Raw genomic sequence first — 17,674 nt, 5'->3', positions numbered from 1 at the left:
AACACAGGAAGTCTACGCGATGACCGCCTGCCGATCTCACAAGCGACTGTGAGCCTTGAAGTCGAATTCGGGATTCTCAAGCTGCGCGCGCGTCGGACGGTTGGACCCGGCGAGCACCCGTCGAGCCGCGGCCTGCATCGGCGGCCAGTTGAGCGTTTCGACGCCGACGAGCTCAGCTTCCGGCTCCGGTCCTGCGAAGTGGAAGACCTGGAACTTCGCCCCGCTGGGATCGCTGCGGACGATCGTGTCCGTGGCATCAGGACTGGTCAGACCGGCCGTGAAGACCTTCTCCGGGCCCTGGAAGCTCCAGTGCCACGGAACGTCGTCCCACGGCTCGACCCCCGCCGAGGCGGTCGTCCAGTCCCGTACGCCACTGTCGGCATCCTCGGCGAGGATCTGCTCGGCAAGGTACTTTCCGTGGCTCTCGGCCACCGGCTCGCACGCCCACGGATGGTTGAGCGGGAACCGGCCGCCGGTGATGTGGGCACAATCACCTGCCGCCCATACTCCCGGGTAGGCGGTGCGCAGGTGCGCGTCGACGTCCCATGCGAACGTCGGCGCCTCCCCCGACACCGTGCCCTCGGGATCGGCAGGATGCTCGTCGGTCGTCGGCAGGGACCCGTTGATGGGGATCCGCACCGGGCGGGCGCCGACGCTCGTGACGAAGAGATCGTGGACGCCCTGCGGGATCGCCGCGGCGTCGGTGTGTTCGGTGACGAAGCGGACGCCGGCCTCCTTGTGTTTGGCGAAGAGCGCCTGCCGCACCGGCGCCGAGAGCTGTCGGCGCAGCGGCTCGGTCCCGCGCAGGTAGACCGTCGCCTTGTGCCCGGCTGCGACCGCGGCACTGGCGACCTCGATCCCGAGGTACCCCGACCCGAGGACACCGACGTCGAGAGGGTCGCCCGCCTCGGCGACGAAACTGCGGATCCACTCCGCCTCGCCGAGGTTGTAGACCGGCAGCGCATCCGGGTATCCGGGGATCTCCGGCCGGTCGGCCTCCATTCCCGTTGCGAGGATGCAGTGCGTGAAGTCGAGGGTCTCCCCCGAGGCCAGGTGCACGGTTCCGGCGATCTCGGCCCCCGCCTCGGCGAGGGTGAGGGATACGGCCCGATGCCGGACAAAGGTGATGGCCTCATCGGATTCGAGGTGATATGGCAGGTGGTAGCGGGCGTCGTCGAAGAGGTGCTTCGACAGCGGCGGTCGCTCGTACGTGTCACCCGCCTCCGGGTCGACGAGGGTGACGGGCTGGCCCGCCTGGCTGAGTTCTCTGGCGGCGGTGGTCCCGGCCAAGCCGGCACCGATGATGACGATCTGCTTCCCCATAGCTCCATGCTAGACCGGGACCGCCCCATGTCAGACCGGGTGACGTGCCTGCCGGAGTGAGCGTCGTCACTGCCTGGTGAGTGGCTGGCTCGCTCAATCACAAGCGCACTTTTCGCGCTCGATCAGGCCTGATCGACGAAGGTCTGGATCATCGTCGGCGAGGCGTGGCCGCAGGTTGCCTTCCCCGGTGACGCGGAAGCGGTGAACGGTCTCGGTCGGTCCCGTTCTCTGCGGGTGCAGCAATTACCGATCAGCGCAAACGCGACTACGTGCGCTTCTTGCGGGGTGGTGGGTTGAGGACATTCTTGACGTCGCGCCAGACACGCTTCGCGTAGGTCGTCGAGGAGTGACGGTCGGACCTGCCGCCGTCATGCTCCTCGGCTCGCTCGCGTTCCTCTTGCTTGGCCAGTGCGTCGCGGACCATCTCGTCGAAGAGCACTTGGGCTCGCTCATTGCTCAGGCCCGGCACCGATTCGGGATCAATCCGGGGATCGGTCATCACGACTCCACTCACTTGCCCGGTCGAGATCTCAACCGGTGTCTATCAATTGTCGGTGTCGGCTCCGGATTTTTCAACGTCCATCTCGTCCTTCTTTTCCTGCTGTTCCTCCCTCCTTTCCTGTTCCTTTCCTGCTGCTCCTTCTCCAACTCCGCCAAGACCCTGGAGTGAACCTCGGCCGCCAACTCTTTGTTCTTCTGATCAAGGAACTTCGGCGGTGTTTCAGCAAACTGTTTGACGACCTCAAACGCAAACAGTCTCGACACGATGTCATCGTTTTGGTTGAGGTTCTCGAGAGCCCATTGCATGAACTCGCGGAAGTCGTTCCGAACAGCTTCACGCGCTCGCGTGCGATTGGTCTTGGCCAAGACCGCCACTGTCGTGAGCCCGACGATGCCGGCGGCCCACGCGCCGAAGGGGCCGGCATTCTCTCCGATCACCCGGAACGCGTTGTCGTGGTCGGTCACCACTTCGATGATCGCCCAGACGATGAGGCTTGCCACGAGGCCGATCACGGCCAGAATCACCAATGCGATGGCGACGACGACTATCACAATCAGCGATATGACAAACCACCCAGGGGAGTCCGAACTTTCCTGTTCGCCCTGCTCGTTCATCCGTCAATCGTCACACAGTTGCGCAGGCATCTGTAGTGTTTCTATTTCAATTATCGATTGGTCTTCCCCGGGCGTGGTCCGACGATCACAGACCGCTTTCCAGACATCTGCGTGAGCGCCGACCTTCGTCTCATCCCCGCGAGAGGCGAACGTCGTCCGCTCGAACCGCGTGGCAGGACGAACGAGGCGAGACCCACCTCAAACAAGCCGGAGAGCACTTTTCGACTGTTCCTCGCGTCGAAAAGTGCGCTCCGGCTCGACCGAGGGCGCTGCTACCGCTGGCGCGCGTCCGCCTCTCGGCCCGCCAGCTCCTCATTGTTCGCGCGGGCGACGGCGACGGCGGCCGGCGGGTTCTCCCCCGTCCACGCGTCGGCGCCGCGGATGCCGAGTTTGATCGGATCGAAGACCGGGTCGAGTCCCGCCTTCTTCTGCGCCGTGTAGTCGCGGAGCACCTTCGCGACGAGTGGGGCGAGGAAGACGAGGCAGACCATGTTGATCCAGCCGAGCGAACCGTAGCCGATGTCGCCGATGCCCCAGATGAGGTCCGCGGGAAGGATCGCCGAGAGGAACGCGATGACGACCATGAGGACCTGGAGGATGCGGGTGACGATCCGCAACGCTGTGCCCTTGAAGAGGTATGCGGCCGCCGAGGTGGAGATGTAGTTGAACGCGATGAGCGTCGTGAACGCGAAGAGGAAGAGGGCGAGGGCGACGAAGACCGAGTCGAGGGCGACCTGGGTATTCTCGGTGCCGGGTTCGATCCCCGGCATGTTCTCCACGAGGGTCCGTCCCGCCTCGGTGACGACGTTGTAGCTGTCGGTCATGAGGATCATGATTCCCGTCGCCGAGCACACGAGGACCGTGTCGACGTAGATCGAGAACGCCTGGACGATGCCCTGCTTGGCCGGGTGGGAGACCGAGGCCGCCGCCGAGGCGTAGGTGCCCTCACCGACGCCGGCGACGTTGGAGAACACGGCCCGGCGCACACCCCACGCCACGGCCGCGCCGACGATGCCGCCGAAGACCTCGTGGACGCCGAAGGCCGAGCTGAAGACGAGCGCGATGACCGCGGGCACCTTGTCGAGGTTGACGACGATGACGACGATCGCGAGCAGGATGTAGCCTGCGGCCATGAACGGCACCGCCTTGTCGGCGACCGCGGTGATCCGCTTCGTGCCGCCGATGACGATGATGCCGAAGACGACGGCGACGATGAGGCCGGTCACCCATTCGGGGGTGCCGAAGGCGACGTTGGCGCTGTTGGCGATGTTGTAGCTCTGCACGCCGGGGGCGAGGATCGCGTAGAGGATGACGGTGGCAGCGGCGGCGATGACGGCGAGCCACTTCTGTCCGAGGCCGCGCTCGATGTAGTAGGGGATGCCGCCGCGGAACTCGCCGTCGATGCGGCGTTTGAAGACCTGGGCGAGCGTCGACTCGGCGAACGCCGTCGCCCCGCCGAGGATGCCCATGACGATCATCCAGAACAGGGCGCCGGGTCCGGCCACGGCGATCGCCGTGGCAACACCGGCGATGTTGCCGACGCCGACACGGCTCGAGAGCGTCAGAGCGAGCGCCTGAAAGCTCGAGATCCCTCCCTCGTCGCCGGCGGAGCTCTCCTTGAGGATCTTCACGAGGTCGGGCAGCCGCCGGATCTGCACGGCCCCCGTCCAGATCGTGTAGAGCAGGCCGAGGCCGAGGGCCATATAGGCCATGGGATTCCAGATGCCGGTGTTGATCGTGCCGATGACGTCGAGCAGGTCGTCCATTGGTCGACTCCTTTGTGACATGGACTCAGTGACAGGGGCTGCGGAAACGGGACCGTGGAACGGGGAACCGGGGAACGTGACACGCACCACTCCGTGTGTGTACCATTGCACAGTAACATGTCACACCGCATTAAAGAAGATGCGATCGATCCAGAGGGAGAACCCATGTCGACCAAGCCCTGGCACGGTGTCATCGTCGCCACCGCCCTGCCGTTCACCGACGACTTCGCCGTCGACTACGACGCCTTCGCCGAGCACGTCGCGTGGCTCGCCGCCAATGGCTGCGACGGTGTCGCCCCCAACGGCTCGCTCGGTGAGTACCAGACACTCTCGGACGACGAACGCGCCCGCGTCATCACCACCGCGGTCGAGGCGAGCCCCTCAGGCTTCCACGTCATGGCCGGCACCGGCGCCTACGGTGCCCTCCAGTCCCAGCGGTGGGCGGAGCAGGCAGCGGAGGCCGGCGCCACCTCGGTGATGCAGCTGCCGCCGAACACCTACCGAGCCGATGCCGAGATCGTCAAGGACCACTACGCAAGGGTCGCCGCCGTCGGCCTGCCCGTCGTCGCCTACAACAACCCCATCGACACGAAGGTCGACCTCGTCCCCTCCCTCATCGCCGAGATCCACGCCGCCGGCCACGTCGTCGGCGTCAAGGAGTTCTCCGGCGACCCCCGCCGCATCTACGAGATCAAGGAGCTCGCCCCCACCCTCGACATCCTCATCGGCACCGACGACACCGTCCTCGAGGTCGGCCTCGCCGGCGCCGTCGGCTGGGTCTCGGGCTACCCGAACGCGATCCCCCGCGCGTGCATCGAGCTCTTCGAGCTGTGCACCTCCGGCGACGTCGCCGACCTCGTCCGCGCCCAGGAGATCTACCGCGACCTCCACTCGCTCCTGCGCTGGGACTCGAAGACCGAGTTCGTTCAGGCGATCAAACTCTCGATGGACGTCCTCGGCCTGCGCGGCGGACTCTGCCGTCCCCCGCGCCTGCCGCTGTCCCAGCCATTGGTCGAGCGCATCGTCGCCGACACCGAAACGGCCGCCGCGAAGGGGTACGCGTCCGAGACGCGAGCGACCGCCTCGGCGCTCTAGATATCATGCGAAGATCGGATCCCGGGACCTCCCGGGATCCGGTCACCCGAACCCCACCCCCTCACCGTCGAGGGGACCCCGGCCATCAACGAGGAGGCCGCCTTGCGCACATCCCGCGTCTTTCACGCCGTCGACTCGCACACCGAAGGCATGCCCACCCGCGTCATCACCGGCGGGGTCGGCGTGCTCCCGGGAGCGACGATGGCCGAGCGCCGCACATGGTTCATCACCCACCGCGACGAGCTGCGCACCCTGCTCATGACCGAACCCCGCGGGCACGCGTCGATGTCGGGGGCGATCCTCCAACCCCCGACCCGACCCGACGCGGACTGGGGTGTCCTCTACATCGAGGTCTCCGGATGCCTGCCGATGTGCGGACACGGGACCATCGGCGTCGCCACCGTCCTCGTCGAGACGGGAATGGTCGAGGTGAGCGAACCGGTGACGACGATCCGCCTCGACACCCCGGCAGGGCTCGTCCTCGCCGAGGTGGCCGTCACCGACGGTCACGCCGATGCCGTGACGATCACGAACGTCCCCTCCTTCTCCGACCGCCTCGGCGCCGAGGTGGAGGTGCCGGGCCTGGGGACCGTCACCTACGACCTCGCGTTCGGGGGCAATTTCTATGCGATCGTCGACACCGAGAGTCTCGGGATCGAGTTCCGGGAGGATCGGAGCAACAAGGACGAGCTGCTGGCGGCGGGGATGGCGATCATGGACGCGGTCAACGCGAGCGATCCGCCGGTCCACCCGGAGCGCGACGACATCAGCGGCCTCCACCACGTCTACCTCATGGCCCCGGGCTCGGATGCCCGGCGGTCCCGGCATGCGATGGCGATCTCCCCGGGCTGGTTCGACCGGTCCCCGTGCGGGACGGGCACGAGTGCGCGGATGGCGCAGCTCCACGCGCGCGGGCAGCTGCCGCTCGAGACCGACTTCGTCAACGAGTCCTACATCGGCTCCCGGTTCGTCGGCCGCCTCGTCTGGGAGACCACGGTGGGTGGCCGTCCGGCGGTCGTGCCCACGGTGACGGGACGGGCCTGGGTGACGGGCACCGCGCAGTACTTCCTCGATCCGTCCGATCCGTTCCCGGCGGGATTCCTCCTATGAGTATCCTCGTAGTCAGCCGACGAAAGGACTCTCCCGTGCCGGATCTCCCCCGCCTCGATCGCCCGAAGAACCTGCGCGAGACTGTGCTGGGCCGCCTGCGCACGGCGATCATCACCGGCGACCTCGCCGAGGGGGAGCTCGTCTCGGCGCCGGTGCTCGGCGAGCAGCTCGGGGTCTCGGCGACCCCGGTGCGCGAGGCGATGATGGACCTCTCTCGGGAGGGTCTTGTCGAGACCGTGAAGAACAAGGGCTTCCGGGTGACGACGATGACGGACAAGGACCTCGACGACCTCGCCGCGATCCGCCTCCTCATCGAACCGCCAGTCATGCACGCGGTCGCCGAGAACATCACCGAGGAGGCCTTCGCCGAGCTCACGGCACTCGCCGATGCGTGCGCCCGGGGTGCCGCCGAGGAGGACCTCGCCGAGTACCTCGCCCACGACCGCAGCTTCCACGCGCGCGTCCTCTCCTATGCCGACAACCCGCAGCTCACCGAACTCGCGACCTCCCTGCGCCTGCGTACCCGCCTCTACGGCATCGCCGCGCTCGCCCGCCAGGGCAGACTCGTCGCCTCCGCGCAGGAGCACCATGAGCTCATCCGTCTCCTCCGCGACCGTGACGGGGCCGGCGCCGAGGCGCTCATGCGCGCCCACATCGGCCATGCCCGCTCGATCTGGGCGACCGGCGGCGAGGCGGGCGACGCCGGCGATGCCGGCGGTGCAGGTGCCGGTGGTAGGAGCGCCGGCGGTGCGAGTGCGGGCAGTACGGGAGGTTCGGGCGGCCTGGGAGATGCACCGTGATGGGCCTCGGCGCATGAGGCGGCCGGACGGGACCAGCGACGTTCTCGTCATCGGCGCCGGCATCGTCGGCAGCGCGATCGCCTACTACGCCACCCGCGCGGGTCTGAGCGTCACCGTCGTCGACCGCGGTCTGCCCGCCTCGGGAACCTCGTCCCGCTGTGAGGGCAACCTCCTCGTCTCCGACAAGGAACTCGGACCCGAGCTCGCGCTCACCCAGTATTCGCTGAGCCTGTGGAAGGGCGAACTCGCCGAGTTCGCCGACCGCTGGGAGTTCGAGGCCAAGGGCGGGATCATCGTCGCCTCCCGCGAATCGAGCCTGGCCTCTCTCGACCGAGTGACCGCTGCCCAGCGGGCCTTCGGCGTCGAAGCGATCCCGCTCGACCCGAATCAGCTGCGCGAGCTCGAACCCCATATCACCGCCGAGGCGCTCGGGGCCGCGTTCTATCCCGATGACTCCCAGGTCCAGCCCATGCTCGCCGCCGGCCATCTCCTCGCCCTCGCCGAGGACCGCGGGGCGCGGCTCGTCACCGACTCCCCCGTCGTCGAGCTGCTGCGCGCCGGCGATCGGGTCACCGGGGTTCGAACGCCGACCGGGTCGTACTCCGCCGGGCACATCGTCAATGCCGCAGGGACGTGGGCGAGCGAGATCGCCGCGATGGCCGGGATCGAGCTCGCCGTCCTGCCGCGGCGCGGCTTCGTCCTCGTCACCGAACCCCTGCCGCCGATGATCGCCCACAAGGTCTACGCCGCCGAGTACATCGACAACGTCGGAAGCTCCGCCGACGACCTCCAGGCGAGTCCCGTCGTCGAGGGAACCCCGGCCGGGTCGATCCTCATCGGTTCGAGCCGGGAGCGCGTCGGCTTCGACGAACGGGTGAGCAGTGAGGCGCTCGGGGCGATCGCCCGGAACGCCGCCGCCCTCTTCCCTTTCCTCTCAGACACCCGCATCCTCCGTCACTACCACGGCTTCCGCCCGTACTGTCCCGATCATCTGCCGGTCATCGGACCCGATCCGCGGGCGCCGGGGCTCTGGCATGCGTGCGGTCATGAAGGTGCGGGCATCGGACTGTCGGTGGGCACGGGCAAGCTCCTTGCCCAGGCGATGGCAGGCGAGGACGCGGACCGCGACCTCACGCCGTTCGCCCCCGAACGGTTCGAGCAGTCGGGACTCCTCGACGGGCCGGCAGAAGTCACCGGGGATTCGGGGATCGTCGGGCCGGCGGGGGTCGAGGCGACAGTGCGAAATGCTGTCCCCACACGGAGGGAGGAGTCGGCATGAGCGATGAGGTCACCGCGTCCTTCGACGGATCCCCGCTGAGCGCGCCCGCGGGAGCGAGCGTCGCCGCCGCCCTCCTCGCTTCGGGACGCACGAGCTGGCGGACGACCCGGGCTGGTCGGCCGCGCGGACTCTTCTGCGGGATCGGCGTGTGCTTCGACTGCCTCGTCGACATCGACGGTCAGACCGGGCAGCGGGCGTGCATGATCCCGCTCGCCGAGGGCATGGACATCCGCAGTGCGGGCGGACACGCTCGTCGGGTGCGTCCGACACCCCGCGGTGGCGGTCGGCCTTCCCGCGCCGACGGCCCACCTCCCCGCGGTGACGATGGGACGACCGCCGACAATCGGGGCAGACGATGAGTCCCGCTCTCACGGCAGACATCGCCGTCATCGGAGCCGGGCCGGCCGGCCTCGCGGCAGCGAATGCCGCTGCCGCCGGCGGAGCGTCGACCATCCTCGTCGTCGATTCGGCCATCCAACCGGGAGGTCAGTTCTGGCGGCACCGCACCGAAGCCTCGGCGGGCGATGACGGGCACCTCCACCACGGGTGGGACGACTACCTCGCTCTGCGGGCGGCCTTCGATGCGAGCATCGCCACCGGCGTCATCGACTTCCGGCCCTCAACCTCGGTGTGGGCGGTGGCAGCGGGCGAGGACGGCTTCATCCTGCGGCTCGCCCCGAGCCACGGCCCCGGACAGTCTCCCGACCCGGTCGTCCGGGCGTCGCGCCTCATCATCGCCACCGGCGGTTACGACCGGCAGATCCCCATCCCCGGCTGGGACCTGCCCGGGGTCATAGCCGCCGGCGGTGTCCAGGGGTTCGCGAAGCAGAACGGCCTGCTGCCCGGCAGCCGCTTCGTCATCGCCGGGACAGGCCCGTTCCTCCTCCCCGTCGCCGACACCGTCGTCCGGCTCGGCGGCGAGGTCGCCGCCGTCCTCGAATCCTCCCGCCTCACCGGATGGCTTCCCCACGTGAGGTCGGCCGCCGGGGTGCCGGAGAAGGCGCTCGAGGGCGCCGGCTACGCGTGGACGTTCCTCCGCGAGCGCATCCCCTATCGGACCCAGACCGTGGTCACGGAGATCCTCGGCGACGACCGGGTCGAGGCCGTGCGCACGGCACGGATCGACCACCTCGGCGAGGTGGTGCCCGGCACTGAACGGATCCTCGACGACATCGACGCCGTCGGTCTGGGGTGGGGGTTCACCCCGCAGCTCGAGCTGCCGGTGTCCCTCGGGGCGGGCACACGGGTCGATGTCGACGGGTCGCTCGTCGCCATCGTCGACGAGGGTCAGCGGTCCTCGGTGCCCGGACTCCTCCTCGCCGGAGAGGTCACCGGGGTCGGAGGTGCCGTGCTCGCGGTCGCCGAGGGCAGGGTCGCCGGTGCCGTCGCCGCCGCTGAGGTCACCGGGCGGACGGCGCCGGGGCTGCGCGCCGAGCGGGCGACGATCGCCCGTCACCGGGCGTTCGCCGCAGCGATGCACCGGGCTCATCCGGTGCCTGCTGGGTGGGAGGACCGCCTCGGCGAGGAGACGATCGTCTGCCGGTGCGAGGAGGTCTCAGCGGGTGCGATCGTCCGTGCTCGCGACGGGCTGGCCGCCACCGATACCCGGTCGCAGAAGAACATGACGCGTGCCGGCATGGGCTGGTGCCAGGGCCGCGAGTGCGGATTCGCCGTGACGTGCCTGGCGGGTCGCGGCGGCGAGGCTCCAGCCGGTGCCGGCGATCCGGCGCGTGCCGAGGATGCAGCTGCCTCACTGGCGCAGACGATGAAACGGCCGGTCGCCCAGCCGGTGCCCCTGTCGACGTTCTTCGACCTGTGAAGCCGAAGACCCTCCTCGGTCAAGCCGGAGCGCACATATCGAGGCGAGGAACCGTCGAAAAGTGCGCTCCGGCTTGACCGAGGGCCGGACTCAGAGCTCCGTCGTCTGGCTTCCGCCTTCGGGACGCTGGCCGGTGACCTTGGCCTTGATCATCTGCGCAAGGCCCGCGACCTTCCCGCCCTTGAGCCCCCAGTGCTGAGCGGAGTCGGTGACGACGTGGAGGAGGCCGAGGTTCGGGTCCTCCTTGCCGCCCTCGAACCATGTGGCCGCATCGTCGTTCCAGAGGTAGTCGATCTTCGCCTGGCTGTCGACGAATTCGACCATGCCGGCCACCGAGAGCCAGTTCCCAGCCTCGGAGACGGCGATGTTGACGTGCGGGTTCTGCCGCAGGGCTCCGGCCTGATCGCCGTCGAGGCCGATGAAGAACCAGACGTCGGCATCGTCGGTGACCTGCTGCGGCACCATCGGGTGGGCGAGGAGCTTGCCGTCGGCGAGCGCTGTCGTGAGCATGACGTATTTGGCGTCACGGAGGATGCGCACGACGTCGCGCTGGTCGAGATCGTCGGTCGCGGACTCGTCCCGTCGGTGACGACGGTCAGTGGCGTCGCGCTGCGGACCGGTGGCGGCGTATCCGACGGTCGCGGACTCGTCGATCGCGGTGTGCGAGCCGTCCGGGTTGCGGTAGAGGGTGAAGCCCTCGGCGGTCGCGGTCTCCTGGGCGCGGACTTCGACGTTCTCCTCGGTGTAGCCGACCTTCGCACCCTCTTCGATGTCGGACGTGCCGCCGATCTTCTCAGTGGCGTGGTCGAGGCCGGCGGCGGCGTCGCGTGCCGTCTCTTCTCCGTTGGACTCATTCCTGTTGCGGCTCATGATGCTCCCCTTCGCAGACGGATTCCGTCCCTGAGTGCCTGCACTCGAGCGGTTGCCCGGCAGGCCACGGACGGTCATGCCGTCATTCTCACACGAGCGCGCCGAAAACAACAGTGGCCTTGTCTCAACTGGCGGCTCTCAGCCGGCGGCGGGCGCATCGCACTCGGCTGCGCGCGTTCGGCCACCTCGGCGAAACACTGCGACTGCGGAACCGCGGACCCACCGGGGACGGTCCGACCGCCTCGGCGAGGGGATGGGGCTGATGCGGCCGCCTGGGCACGGTCCTACACTGGGAGGCATGAGCGAACCATCTGTCACCGTGACCGAGATCCCCGACGGCGCCGCGATCATCGACGTGCGCGAGGACGACGAGTGGGAAGCCGGACACATCGAGGGCGCGATCCACGTTCCCCTCGGCGAACTGCCCGAACGCCTCGACGATCTGCCGCTCGACGATGACATGTACATCATCTGCCGCACCGGCGGACGGTCGCTGCGGGCGACGGCGTGGCTCAACCTCAACGGCTTCGACGCCTACAACGTCGAAGGCGGTATGGGCTCGTGGAACATCGACAACGGCAAGCCCATCGTCTCGGAGACCGGCCAGGAACCCTGGGTGAAGTGAAGCGGTCGCGGCACGACGCCGCGACCCTGGACGTGGGCTGACCACCGCCTGTGACCTGCCCTCATGCATGGGCGTCTGCGTCCACGATGCAAGAACTCGGGGGCCCTGACTGTGTCGACGCGGACGCATTTGGCAAGGTAGGCATATGACTACTCGTGCCGGCCAGCTCGCCCAGGACAGGGACCTCATCGACGTCCCCGCACTCCTCGACTCCTATTACGACCTCGTTCCGGACCCTTCGGTGCCGGGACAGGCCGTGAGCTTCGGGACCTCGGGGCACCGCGGCTCGAGCTTCAATCGGGCGTTCAACGAAGCCCACATCGCCGCGATCACCGCGGCCATCGTCGACTACCGCAAGGACCACGGCGTGCGCGGGCCGATCTTCCTCGGCCGCGACACCCATGCGCTGAGCGAACCGGCGTTCCTCACCGCCCTCGAGGTCCTCGCCGCCGCCGACGTCCCCGCCCTCATCGACGAACGCGATGGCTACACGCCGACCCCGGCGCTCTCGCACGCGATCCTCGGCTTCAATGCGGGCAAGTCGATCGGCGACGCCCAGGCCGACGGCATAATCATCACCCCCAGCCACAATCCCCCGGCCGACGGCGGCATCAAGTACAACCCGCCCCACGGTGGGCCCGCCGGCACCGAGGCGACGAAATGGATCGCCGACCGCGCCAACGCCTACCTCGAAGCCGGGTGGGAGAAGATCCCGCGCACGAGCTTCCAGCGTGCCTTCCATCTCGAGAACACCGAGAACTTCGACTTCATCTCCAACTACGTCGGCGACCTCTCCTCGGTCATCGACATGGACCTCATCCGCGACTCCGGGCTGAGGATCGGTGCGGACCCGCTCGGCGGGGCGAGCGTCGACTACTGGGCGGCCATCGCCGAGGACTTCGACCTCAACCTCACCGTCGTCCACCCCGAACTCGACCCCACCTGGTCGTTCATGACGCTGGACTGGGACGAGAACATCCGCATGGACTGCTCATCGCCGTTCGCGATGGCCGGGCTCATCGCCTCCCGGAACGACTACGACATCGCCACCGGCAACGACGCCGACGCCGACCGCCACGGCATCGTCACCCCCGACGCCGGGCTGATGAACCCCAACCACTACCTCGCGGCCGCCATCGACTACCTCCTGGAGAACCGTCCCGACTGGCCCGCCGAGGCGGCCATCGGCAAGACGCTCGTCACCTCCTCGATCGTCGACCGGGTCGTCGCCGCCCACGGGCGCCGCCTCTTCGAGGTCCCCGTCGGCTTCAAGTGGTTCGTCCCCGGCCTCCTCGACTCGACCCTGGCCTTCGGTGGTGAGGAATCCGCCGGTGCATCCTTCCTTCGCCGAGGCGGCAAGGTATGGTCGACGGACAAGGACGGCATCATCCTCGCCCTGCTGGCCTCCGAGATGACGGCGAAGACCGGGCAGACTCCGTCGCAGCGCTATGCGAAGCTCGCCGAGAAGTTCGGCACGAGTGCCTACGCCCGCCAGGACGCGCCGGCCAACCGCGAGCAGAAGGCCCGCCTCGGCGCCCTCGAACCCTCGCAGGTCACCGCATCGACGATCGGCGGGGAGGATGTCACCTCGGTGCTCACCTCGGCACCCGGCAACGACGCCCCGATCGGCGGGCTCAAGGTGACGACCGACAACGCCTGGTTCGCCGTGCGACCGTCGGGCACCGAGGACGTCTACAAGATCTACGCCGAGTCCCTGCGCGACGAGGACCACCTGCGCGCCGTCCAGCACGATGCCCGCAGCCTCGTCGACGGGGTGCTCGGCAAGCAGCCGCAGGGGTGAGGCTCGGACGCTAGGGCCTGCGGAATACTCTCGCCTGGTTCTCCGTTGACTCATTCAATCGTCAACTAGGAGGCAGTCATGCAGGCCAGGAATTCCCTTCGCTCGATCAAGAAGCAGCCGGGTTCGCAGGTCGTCCGTCGTCGCGGACGCACCTACGTCATCAACAAGCTCAACCCGCGCTTCAAGTCGCGCCAGGGCTGATCAGCTGAGACATGCAGAAGGGCGCCGGTTCCCATCTCGGGAACCGGCGCCCTTCTCGTGTGCGGTCGTCGGCGAGACGGCCCAGGACGTCCCCGCGGGGACGTCTCTCACTCTGCTGCCGCGTCGTAGGCGTCGCGGTTGGCAGCGATCTCGGCCGTGTGGGTGGCCGCCCATTCGGCAAGTGCGAGGACGGCGGGCACGAGGGACAGGCCCAACGGCGTCACCTGGTACTCGACGCGGGGAGGGATCTCCGCGAACATCTCCCGCTCGACGAGACCGTCGCGCTCGAGCTGACGCAGCGTCTGCGTGAGCATGCGCGACGAGATCCCCGGAGTCATCGACTTGAGCTCGGAGAACCTCCGCGGACCCTCCTGCAGCATGCCGATGAGCATCATCGACCACTTGTCGCCGACGCGGGCGAGGATCGATCGGAACACCTCCGGGTCGACGTTCGGACCCTCACAGATCGCCTCCATGCGCGGTTCGTCGACGCCTCCACGGGCATCGTTCCTCACTGATGGGTCAGTCATCGCCTTCCTCTCATCCCCTCGCATTGCCGGCCTCGCTGGGCACCCCGAGCTCGCCTCATTCGTCGAGGCGGGTCTCACCTGGCACGGACATCGCTCCTGGCCAGGTCAAATGGTTACCTCCGTGTGACTCGGTGACGTTGCTGTGCGTGCCACACCCTGCGGAATAATTACCGACGGTATCTAGGTTACCACTGGTAACTATTGACAGTACGAACCGTCCGAAAGGGGCACAATGCTCGTTCTCTCCATCATCACGTGGGTCCTCTCCGGCCTCCTCGCCGCACTCTTCCTCATGGCCGGCCTCGCCAAGGTGCGCAGCCCGCACAATTCGACGAAGCCGATGCCCACCCTCCTCGACTACACACCCGGTCAGGTCCGGTGGATCGGCATCGTCGAGATCCTCGGGGCGATCGGCATCATCCTGCCCGCACTTCTCGGCATCCTCCCCTGGCTCACTGTCGTCTCCGCGCTCGGACTCGCCCTCATCCAGTTCCTCGCGATCTTCGCCCACAGGAAGCACAATGAGCCGTTCGTGCCGAACATCGTCTTCCTGATCATCGCGCTCGCCGTCGCAGGTCTGCGCATAGCGGGGGTCTGATGACGATGAGGGAATCCACTGAAGTCGACCGGGCCTCGGTCGCTGACCCGACTCCCGAGCCGGCAACCCCGCGCTCGGGCACGGGGGTGATCTGGCTCCTCCTCGGCGCCGCCTTCGTCACCCTCCTCAACGAAACGGTCATGGGTGTCGCCATCCCGCACCTCGTCACCGACCTCGGCGTCACGCTCACCCTCGCCCAATGGACGACGACGGCGTTCATGCTCACCATGGCTGTCGTCATTCCGACGACGGGTTACCTGCTCAAGCGGCTGAGCACTCGACAGGTGTTCCTCTTGGCGATGAGCCTCTTCACCGCGGGTACACTACTCGGCGCACTCGCACCGGAGTTCTCCGTCCTCCTCGTCGCCCGCGTCATCCAGGCCTCGGGCACCGCGATGATGATGCCGCTGCTCATGACGACGATCATGACCCTCGTTCCCGCGCACGAACGCGGTCGGTTCATGGGTCGGATCACGATCGTCATGGCCGTCGCCCCGGCTCTCGGACCGACGCTGTCGGGATTCATCCTCAACGTGCTCAACTGGCACTTCCTGTTCTGGACGATTCTGCCCGTGGCGATCCTCATGATGATCATCGGGGCCCTGCGTCTGCGCAACATCGGCGAACAGAGCCACTCACCGCTGGACTGGGTCTCCCTGCCGCTGTCCGCCTTCGGCTTCGGTGGACTCGTCTACGGGTTCAGCACGCTCGGCAGTGCCGCTGCCGATTCCGCCCCTCAAGCGCTGATCGCCCTGGCCGTCGGTGTGCTCAGCCTGGGACTGTTCATTTGGCGGCAGATCGTCCTCCAGCGCGACGACCGGGCCCTGCTCGATCTGCGGGTGTTCCGGTCACGGACGTTCGCCCTGGCCATCGGCCTCGTCGTCGTCATGATGGCAGCGATGTTCGGTTCGATCATCCTCCTGCCGATCTACCTGCAGAGCGTCCTCGCCCTCGATTCGGTGACGACTGGGATGCTCCTGCTCCCCGGTGGCCTCGTCATGGGCTTGGCCGCGCCGATCGTCGGTCGCCTCTTCGACCGCTTCGGTCCGCGACCGCTCGTCATCCCCGGGGCGCTCATAGCCAGCGGCGTGCTCTGGTCACTCACCCAGCTGGACGAGAACTCACCGGCCTGGTTCGTCCTCCTCGGACACATGGGGCTCTCGATCGGCGTCGCCTTCATGATGACGCCGCTGCTCACCTCGGCGCTCGGATCGCTTACCCCGCAGCTCTACTCGCACGGGTCGGCGACGGTCGGTGCGATCCAGCAGGTCGCCGGGGCGATCGGCACGGCACTGTTCATCACCGTGCTCAGCATCGGCACCGTCGAGGCCGCCGGTTCGGGAGCGGCCCCGGTCGCCGCGCAGGCAGACGGGGTCTCGGTGGCGTTCCTCGCCGGCGCGGTACTCTCGCTCATCGCCGTCGTCGGCAGCTGGTTCGTCCGCAATCCGGCCCCGCTCGCCGCTCCAGCGTCGCCGTCCGCGAAATGAACCGGCCAGAGAGCTGAGCAGCGCAGAGCGCCCCGTCCCGGAGGAATCCGGGGCGGGGCGCTCTGCTGTGATCACCCGCCTCGGCGGGGTTCGCACGGTTCCGGACGACCGCCTCGGCGAGGGGCTGTCGGAACCGAAGCGATCAGAGGTGAGCTTCGGGCGCAGACTTGACGTACTCGTCGACGGTGTCGTTCTTGAACGCGTCCTGGAGCTTCTTCAGCTCGTCCTGGTCGACGTTGACGATCGACTGACCATCAGCCGAACGGCCGACGCCGGCGGTCGGGGACGTGAAGAACTCGATGTCGCCGGGGCGGACGTCGCGCATAGCGAACGCGGTCGAGGAGATGTACTGGGCGTTGAGACCGGAGTCGACGTACATGTACGGGGCGAACTCGGTGACCATCTCCTGGATCTTTGCCGGATTCGACAGGGTGTCGGCAGAGATGAGCTCATTGATGAGGCCCTTGATGAACGCCTGCTGATTGCGGGCGCGCTGGAAGTCGCCGTCCTTGAAGCTCTTGCGCTCGCGCACGAAGGTGAGCGCCTCGTCGCCGTTGAGGAGGTTCTCGCCCTTCTCGAACGTGTACCCGTTCTGGGTGAACGCCTGTTCGGAGTTGACCCGGACCCCGCCGAGGCTGTCGGTGAGTCCCTTGAAGCCCTCGAAGTCGATGATGGCGACGTGGTCGATGGGGGTGCCGATGAAGTCAGAGACCGTCTTCACGGCCAGGGGCAGTCCGCCGTAGGACAGTGCCGCGTTGATCTTCGCCTTGCCCTGGCCTTCGATGTCGACCCAGCTGTCGCGCGGGATCGACATGATCTGGACGTTCGACCCGTTCTGCGGAAGGTGCATGACGAGGATCGAGTCCGAGCGCAGGCCGCGCGAGGAGTTGACGTCGACGTCCTTCATCGGCTCGTCGGAGCCGAGGAGGAGGATGTTCGTTCCGCCCTCGGGGTTGGCATCGGGGCGCTGCGAACCGAAGACCTGCTCGTCGGTCAGCTGGTTGGCCTTGTCATCGAAGGTGCGTCCGACGTTCCACAGGTAGAGGCCGACGCCGAGGACGCCGAGGACGACGACGACGAGGACGCCGACGAGGACCTTGCGCCACACGCGCTTCTTCTTCCGTCGAGGTCGTCGGGATTCCTCACTGTCGTTGTCGTTGGTGAAGATGTCATCGAACGGGTTGTTGTCCGTCATCGGCGCTCCGGATCTGGGTTCGGGGCGGCGCAGGGGCCGGCAGAGGAGAGTGGGCAATC

The 17,674-nt window shown here is 67.7% G+C and carries 18 protein-coding genes; 11 read left to right on the top strand and 7 right to left on the bottom strand.

Annotated elements, in window-relative coordinates; all coding sequences use genetic code 11:
* Window positions 1-36: 36 nt before the first annotated feature.
* From AC0VYB_RS01935 to AC0VYB_RS01920, 4 genes are all read right to left on the bottom strand, one after another.
* Window positions 37-1,323, bottom strand: coding sequence for an FAD-dependent oxidoreductase (locus tag AC0VYB_RS01935; protein ID WP_475384966.1), 1,287 nt, complete (start codon window positions 1,321-1,323; stop codon window positions 37-39).
* Window positions 1,324-1,588: 265 nt separating this feature from the next.
* Window positions 1,589-1,822, bottom strand: coding sequence for a hypothetical protein (locus AC0VYB_RS01930; protein ID WP_475384965.1), 234 nt, complete (start codon window positions 1,820-1,822; stop codon window positions 1,589-1,591).
* A gap of 11 nt (window positions 1,823-1,833) precedes the next feature.
* Window positions 1,834-2,439 carry a hypothetical protein gene (locus tag AC0VYB_RS01925; protein WP_475384964.1) on the bottom strand — a complete coding sequence of 202 codons (606 nt, stop codon included), beginning with the start codon at window positions 2,437-2,439 and terminating at the stop codon, window positions 1,834-1,836.
* 272 nt (window positions 2,440-2,711) lie between these two features.
* Complete coding sequence (locus AC0VYB_RS01920; RefSeq protein ID WP_475384963.1) at window positions 2,712-4,205, bottom strand: alanine/glycine:cation symporter family protein; 1,494 nt, start codon at window positions 4,203-4,205, stop codon at window positions 2,712-2,714.
* 165 nt (window positions 4,206-4,370) lie between these two features.
* On the opposite strand from AC0VYB_RS01920, the gene AC0VYB_RS01915 reads away from it, so the two are divergent.
* The 6 genes from AC0VYB_RS01915 (at window position 4,371) to AC0VYB_RS01890 (ending at window position 10,308) form a co-directional block, all read left to right on the top strand.
* Entirely contained in the window at window positions 4,371-5,300 is a 930-nt protein-coding gene (locus AC0VYB_RS01915) for a dihydrodipicolinate synthase family protein (RefSeq protein ID WP_475384962.1), read from the top strand.
* A 102-nt stretch (window positions 5,301-5,402) separates the two neighbouring features.
* Window positions 5,403-6,410: a proline racemase family protein gene (locus AC0VYB_RS01910; RefSeq protein WP_475384961.1), complete on the top strand. Its 1,008-nt coding sequence runs from the start codon at window positions 5,403-5,405 to the stop codon at window positions 6,408-6,410.
* Between the two features lie 35 nt (window positions 6,411-6,445).
* Complete coding sequence (locus AC0VYB_RS01905) at window positions 6,446-7,210, top strand: GntR family transcriptional regulator (protein WP_101624406.1); 765 nt, start codon at window positions 6,446-6,448, stop codon at window positions 7,208-7,210.
* A gap of 13 nt (window positions 7,211-7,223) precedes the next feature.
* Window positions 7,224-8,489, top strand: coding sequence for an NAD(P)/FAD-dependent oxidoreductase (locus AC0VYB_RS01900; protein WP_475384960.1), 1,266 nt, complete (start codon window positions 7,224-7,226; stop codon window positions 8,487-8,489).
* Window positions 8,486-8,848 carry a (2Fe-2S)-binding protein gene (locus AC0VYB_RS01895; protein WP_140955333.1) on the top strand — a complete coding sequence of 121 codons (363 nt, stop codon included), beginning with the start codon at window positions 8,486-8,488 and terminating at the stop codon, window positions 8,846-8,848. The genes AC0VYB_RS01900 and AC0VYB_RS01895 overlap by 4 nt, the downstream gene beginning before the upstream one ends.
* A complete protein-coding gene (locus tag AC0VYB_RS01890; protein ID WP_475384959.1) occupies window positions 8,845-10,308 on the top strand; it encodes an FAD/NAD(P)-dependent oxidoreductase in 1,464 nt (487 codons plus the stop codon). Before AC0VYB_RS01895 ends, AC0VYB_RS01890 begins: the two co-directional genes overlap by 4 nt.
* Before the next feature lie 90 nt (window positions 10,309-10,398).
* Here AC0VYB_RS01890 and AC0VYB_RS01885 read toward each other — a convergent pair whose 3' ends face one another.
* Window positions 10,399-11,178 carry a pyridoxamine 5'-phosphate oxidase family protein gene (locus AC0VYB_RS01885; protein WP_475384958.1) on the bottom strand — a complete coding sequence of 260 codons (780 nt, stop codon included), beginning with the start codon at window positions 11,176-11,178 and terminating at the stop codon, window positions 10,399-10,401.
* A gap of 298 nt (window positions 11,179-11,476) precedes the next feature.
* Between AC0VYB_RS01885 and AC0VYB_RS01880 the strand changes: the two genes are divergently transcribed.
* The 3 genes from AC0VYB_RS01880 to ykgO all read left to right on the top strand — a co-directional run bounded on the left by AC0VYB_RS01880 (window position 11,477) and on the right by ykgO (window position 13,805).
* Window positions 11,477-11,803: a rhodanese-like domain-containing protein gene (locus AC0VYB_RS01880; protein WP_009377292.1), complete on the top strand. Its 327-nt coding sequence runs from the start codon at window positions 11,477-11,479 to the stop codon at window positions 11,801-11,803.
* 145 nt (window positions 11,804-11,948) lie between these two features.
* Entirely contained in the window at window positions 11,949-13,604 is a 1,656-nt protein-coding gene (gene pgm, locus AC0VYB_RS01875; RefSeq protein ID WP_101624401.1) for a phosphoglucomutase (alpha-D-glucose-1,6-bisphosphate-dependent), read from the top strand.
* Between the two features lie 78 nt (window positions 13,605-13,682).
* The gene (ykgO, locus tag AC0VYB_RS01870; RefSeq protein WP_009377295.1) at window positions 13,683-13,805 is read left to right on the top strand and encodes a type B 50S ribosomal protein L36; all 123 of its coding nucleotides are present in this window, start codon (window positions 13,683-13,685) and stop codon (window positions 13,803-13,805) included.
* Between the two features lie 107 nt (window positions 13,806-13,912).
* Here ykgO and AC0VYB_RS01865 read toward each other — a convergent pair whose 3' ends face one another.
* On the bottom strand, window positions 13,913-14,335 hold the full coding sequence (locus AC0VYB_RS01865; RefSeq protein ID WP_223289975.1) for a winged helix-turn-helix transcriptional regulator: 423 nt from the start codon (window positions 14,333-14,335) through the stop codon (window positions 13,913-13,915).
* Window positions 14,336-14,567: 232 nt separating this feature from the next.
* On the opposite strand from AC0VYB_RS01865, the gene AC0VYB_RS01860 reads away from it, so the two are divergent.
* Window positions 14,568-14,933, top strand: a complete 366-nt coding sequence (locus tag AC0VYB_RS01860) for a DoxX family protein (protein ID WP_475384957.1) — start codon at window positions 14,568-14,570, stop codon at window positions 14,931-14,933.
* Window positions 14,933-16,420 carry an MDR family MFS transporter gene (locus AC0VYB_RS01855; protein WP_475384956.1) on the top strand — a complete coding sequence of 496 codons (1,488 nt, stop codon included), beginning with the start codon at window positions 14,933-14,935 and terminating at the stop codon, window positions 16,418-16,420. The genes AC0VYB_RS01860 and AC0VYB_RS01855 overlap by 1 nt, the downstream gene beginning before the upstream one ends.
* 142 nt (window positions 16,421-16,562) lie before the next feature.
* Here AC0VYB_RS01855 and AC0VYB_RS01850 read toward each other — a convergent pair whose 3' ends face one another.
* Window positions 16,563-17,615, bottom strand: a complete 1,053-nt coding sequence (locus AC0VYB_RS01850) for an LCP family protein (RefSeq protein ID WP_475384955.1) — start codon at window positions 17,613-17,615, stop codon at window positions 16,563-16,565.
* Window positions 17,616-17,674: the final 59 nt, after the last annotated feature.

The organism is Brevibacterium sp. Z349TD_9, from assembly GCF_056173565.1.
The sequence above is the reverse complement of the archived record's forward strand: the minus strand, read 5'-3'. Positions and strand labels throughout refer to the sequence as shown.

Excerpts from the sequence above, each read along its gene's own strand:
- AC0VYB_RS01935 (WP_475384966.1), bottom strand. The coding sequence starts at position 1,323 with ATGGGGAAGCAGATCGTCATCATCGGTGCCGGCTTGGCCGGGACCACC.
- AC0VYB_RS01930 (WP_475384965.1), bottom strand. The coding sequence starts at position 1,822 with ATGACCGATCCCCGGATTGATCCCGAATCGGTGCCGGGCCTGAGCAAT.
- AC0VYB_RS01925 (WP_475384964.1), bottom strand. The coding sequence starts at position 2,439 with ATGAACGAGCAGGGCGAACAGGAAAGTTCGGACTCCCCTGGGTGGTTT.
- AC0VYB_RS01920 (WP_475384963.1), bottom strand. The coding sequence starts at position 4,205 with ATGGACGACCTGCTCGACGTCATCGGCACGATCAACACCGGCATCTGG.
- AC0VYB_RS01915 (WP_475384962.1), top strand. The coding sequence starts at position 4,371 with ATGTCGACCAAGCCCTGGCACGGTGTCATCGTCGCCACCGCCCTGCCG.
- AC0VYB_RS01900 (WP_475384960.1), top strand. The coding sequence starts at position 7,224 with ATGAGGCGGCCGGACGGGACCAGCGACGTTCTCGTCATCGGCGCCGGC.
- AC0VYB_RS01895 (WP_140955333.1), top strand. The coding sequence starts at position 8,486 with ATGAGCGATGAGGTCACCGCGTCCTTCGACGGATCCCCGCTGAGCGCG.
- AC0VYB_RS01890 (WP_475384959.1), top strand. The coding sequence starts at position 8,845 with ATGAGTCCCGCTCTCACGGCAGACATCGCCGTCATCGGAGCCGGGCCG.
- AC0VYB_RS01885 (WP_475384958.1), bottom strand. The coding sequence starts at position 11,178 with ATGAGCCGCAACAGGAATGAGTCCAACGGAGAAGAGACGGCACGCGAC.
- AC0VYB_RS01880 (WP_009377292.1), top strand. The coding sequence starts at position 11,477 with ATGAGCGAACCATCTGTCACCGTGACCGAGATCCCCGACGGCGCCGCG.
- pgm (WP_101624401.1), top strand. The coding sequence starts at position 11,949 with ATGACTACTCGTGCCGGCCAGCTCGCCCAGGACAGGGACCTCATCGAC.
- ykgO (WP_009377295.1), top strand. The coding sequence starts at position 13,683 with ATGCAGGCCAGGAATTCCCTTCGCTCGATCAAGAAGCAGCCGGGTTCG.
- AC0VYB_RS01865 (WP_223289975.1), bottom strand. The coding sequence starts at position 14,335 with ATGACTGACCCATCAGTGAGGAACGATGCCCGTGGAGGCGTCGACGAA.
- AC0VYB_RS01860 (WP_475384957.1), top strand. The coding sequence starts at position 14,568 with ATGCTCGTTCTCTCCATCATCACGTGGGTCCTCTCCGGCCTCCTCGCC.
- AC0VYB_RS01855 (WP_475384956.1), top strand. The coding sequence starts at position 14,933 with ATGACGATGAGGGAATCCACTGAAGTCGACCGGGCCTCGGTCGCTGAC.
- AC0VYB_RS01850 (WP_475384955.1), bottom strand. The coding sequence starts at position 17,615 with ATGACGGACAACAACCCGTTCGATGACATCTTCACCAACGACAACGAC.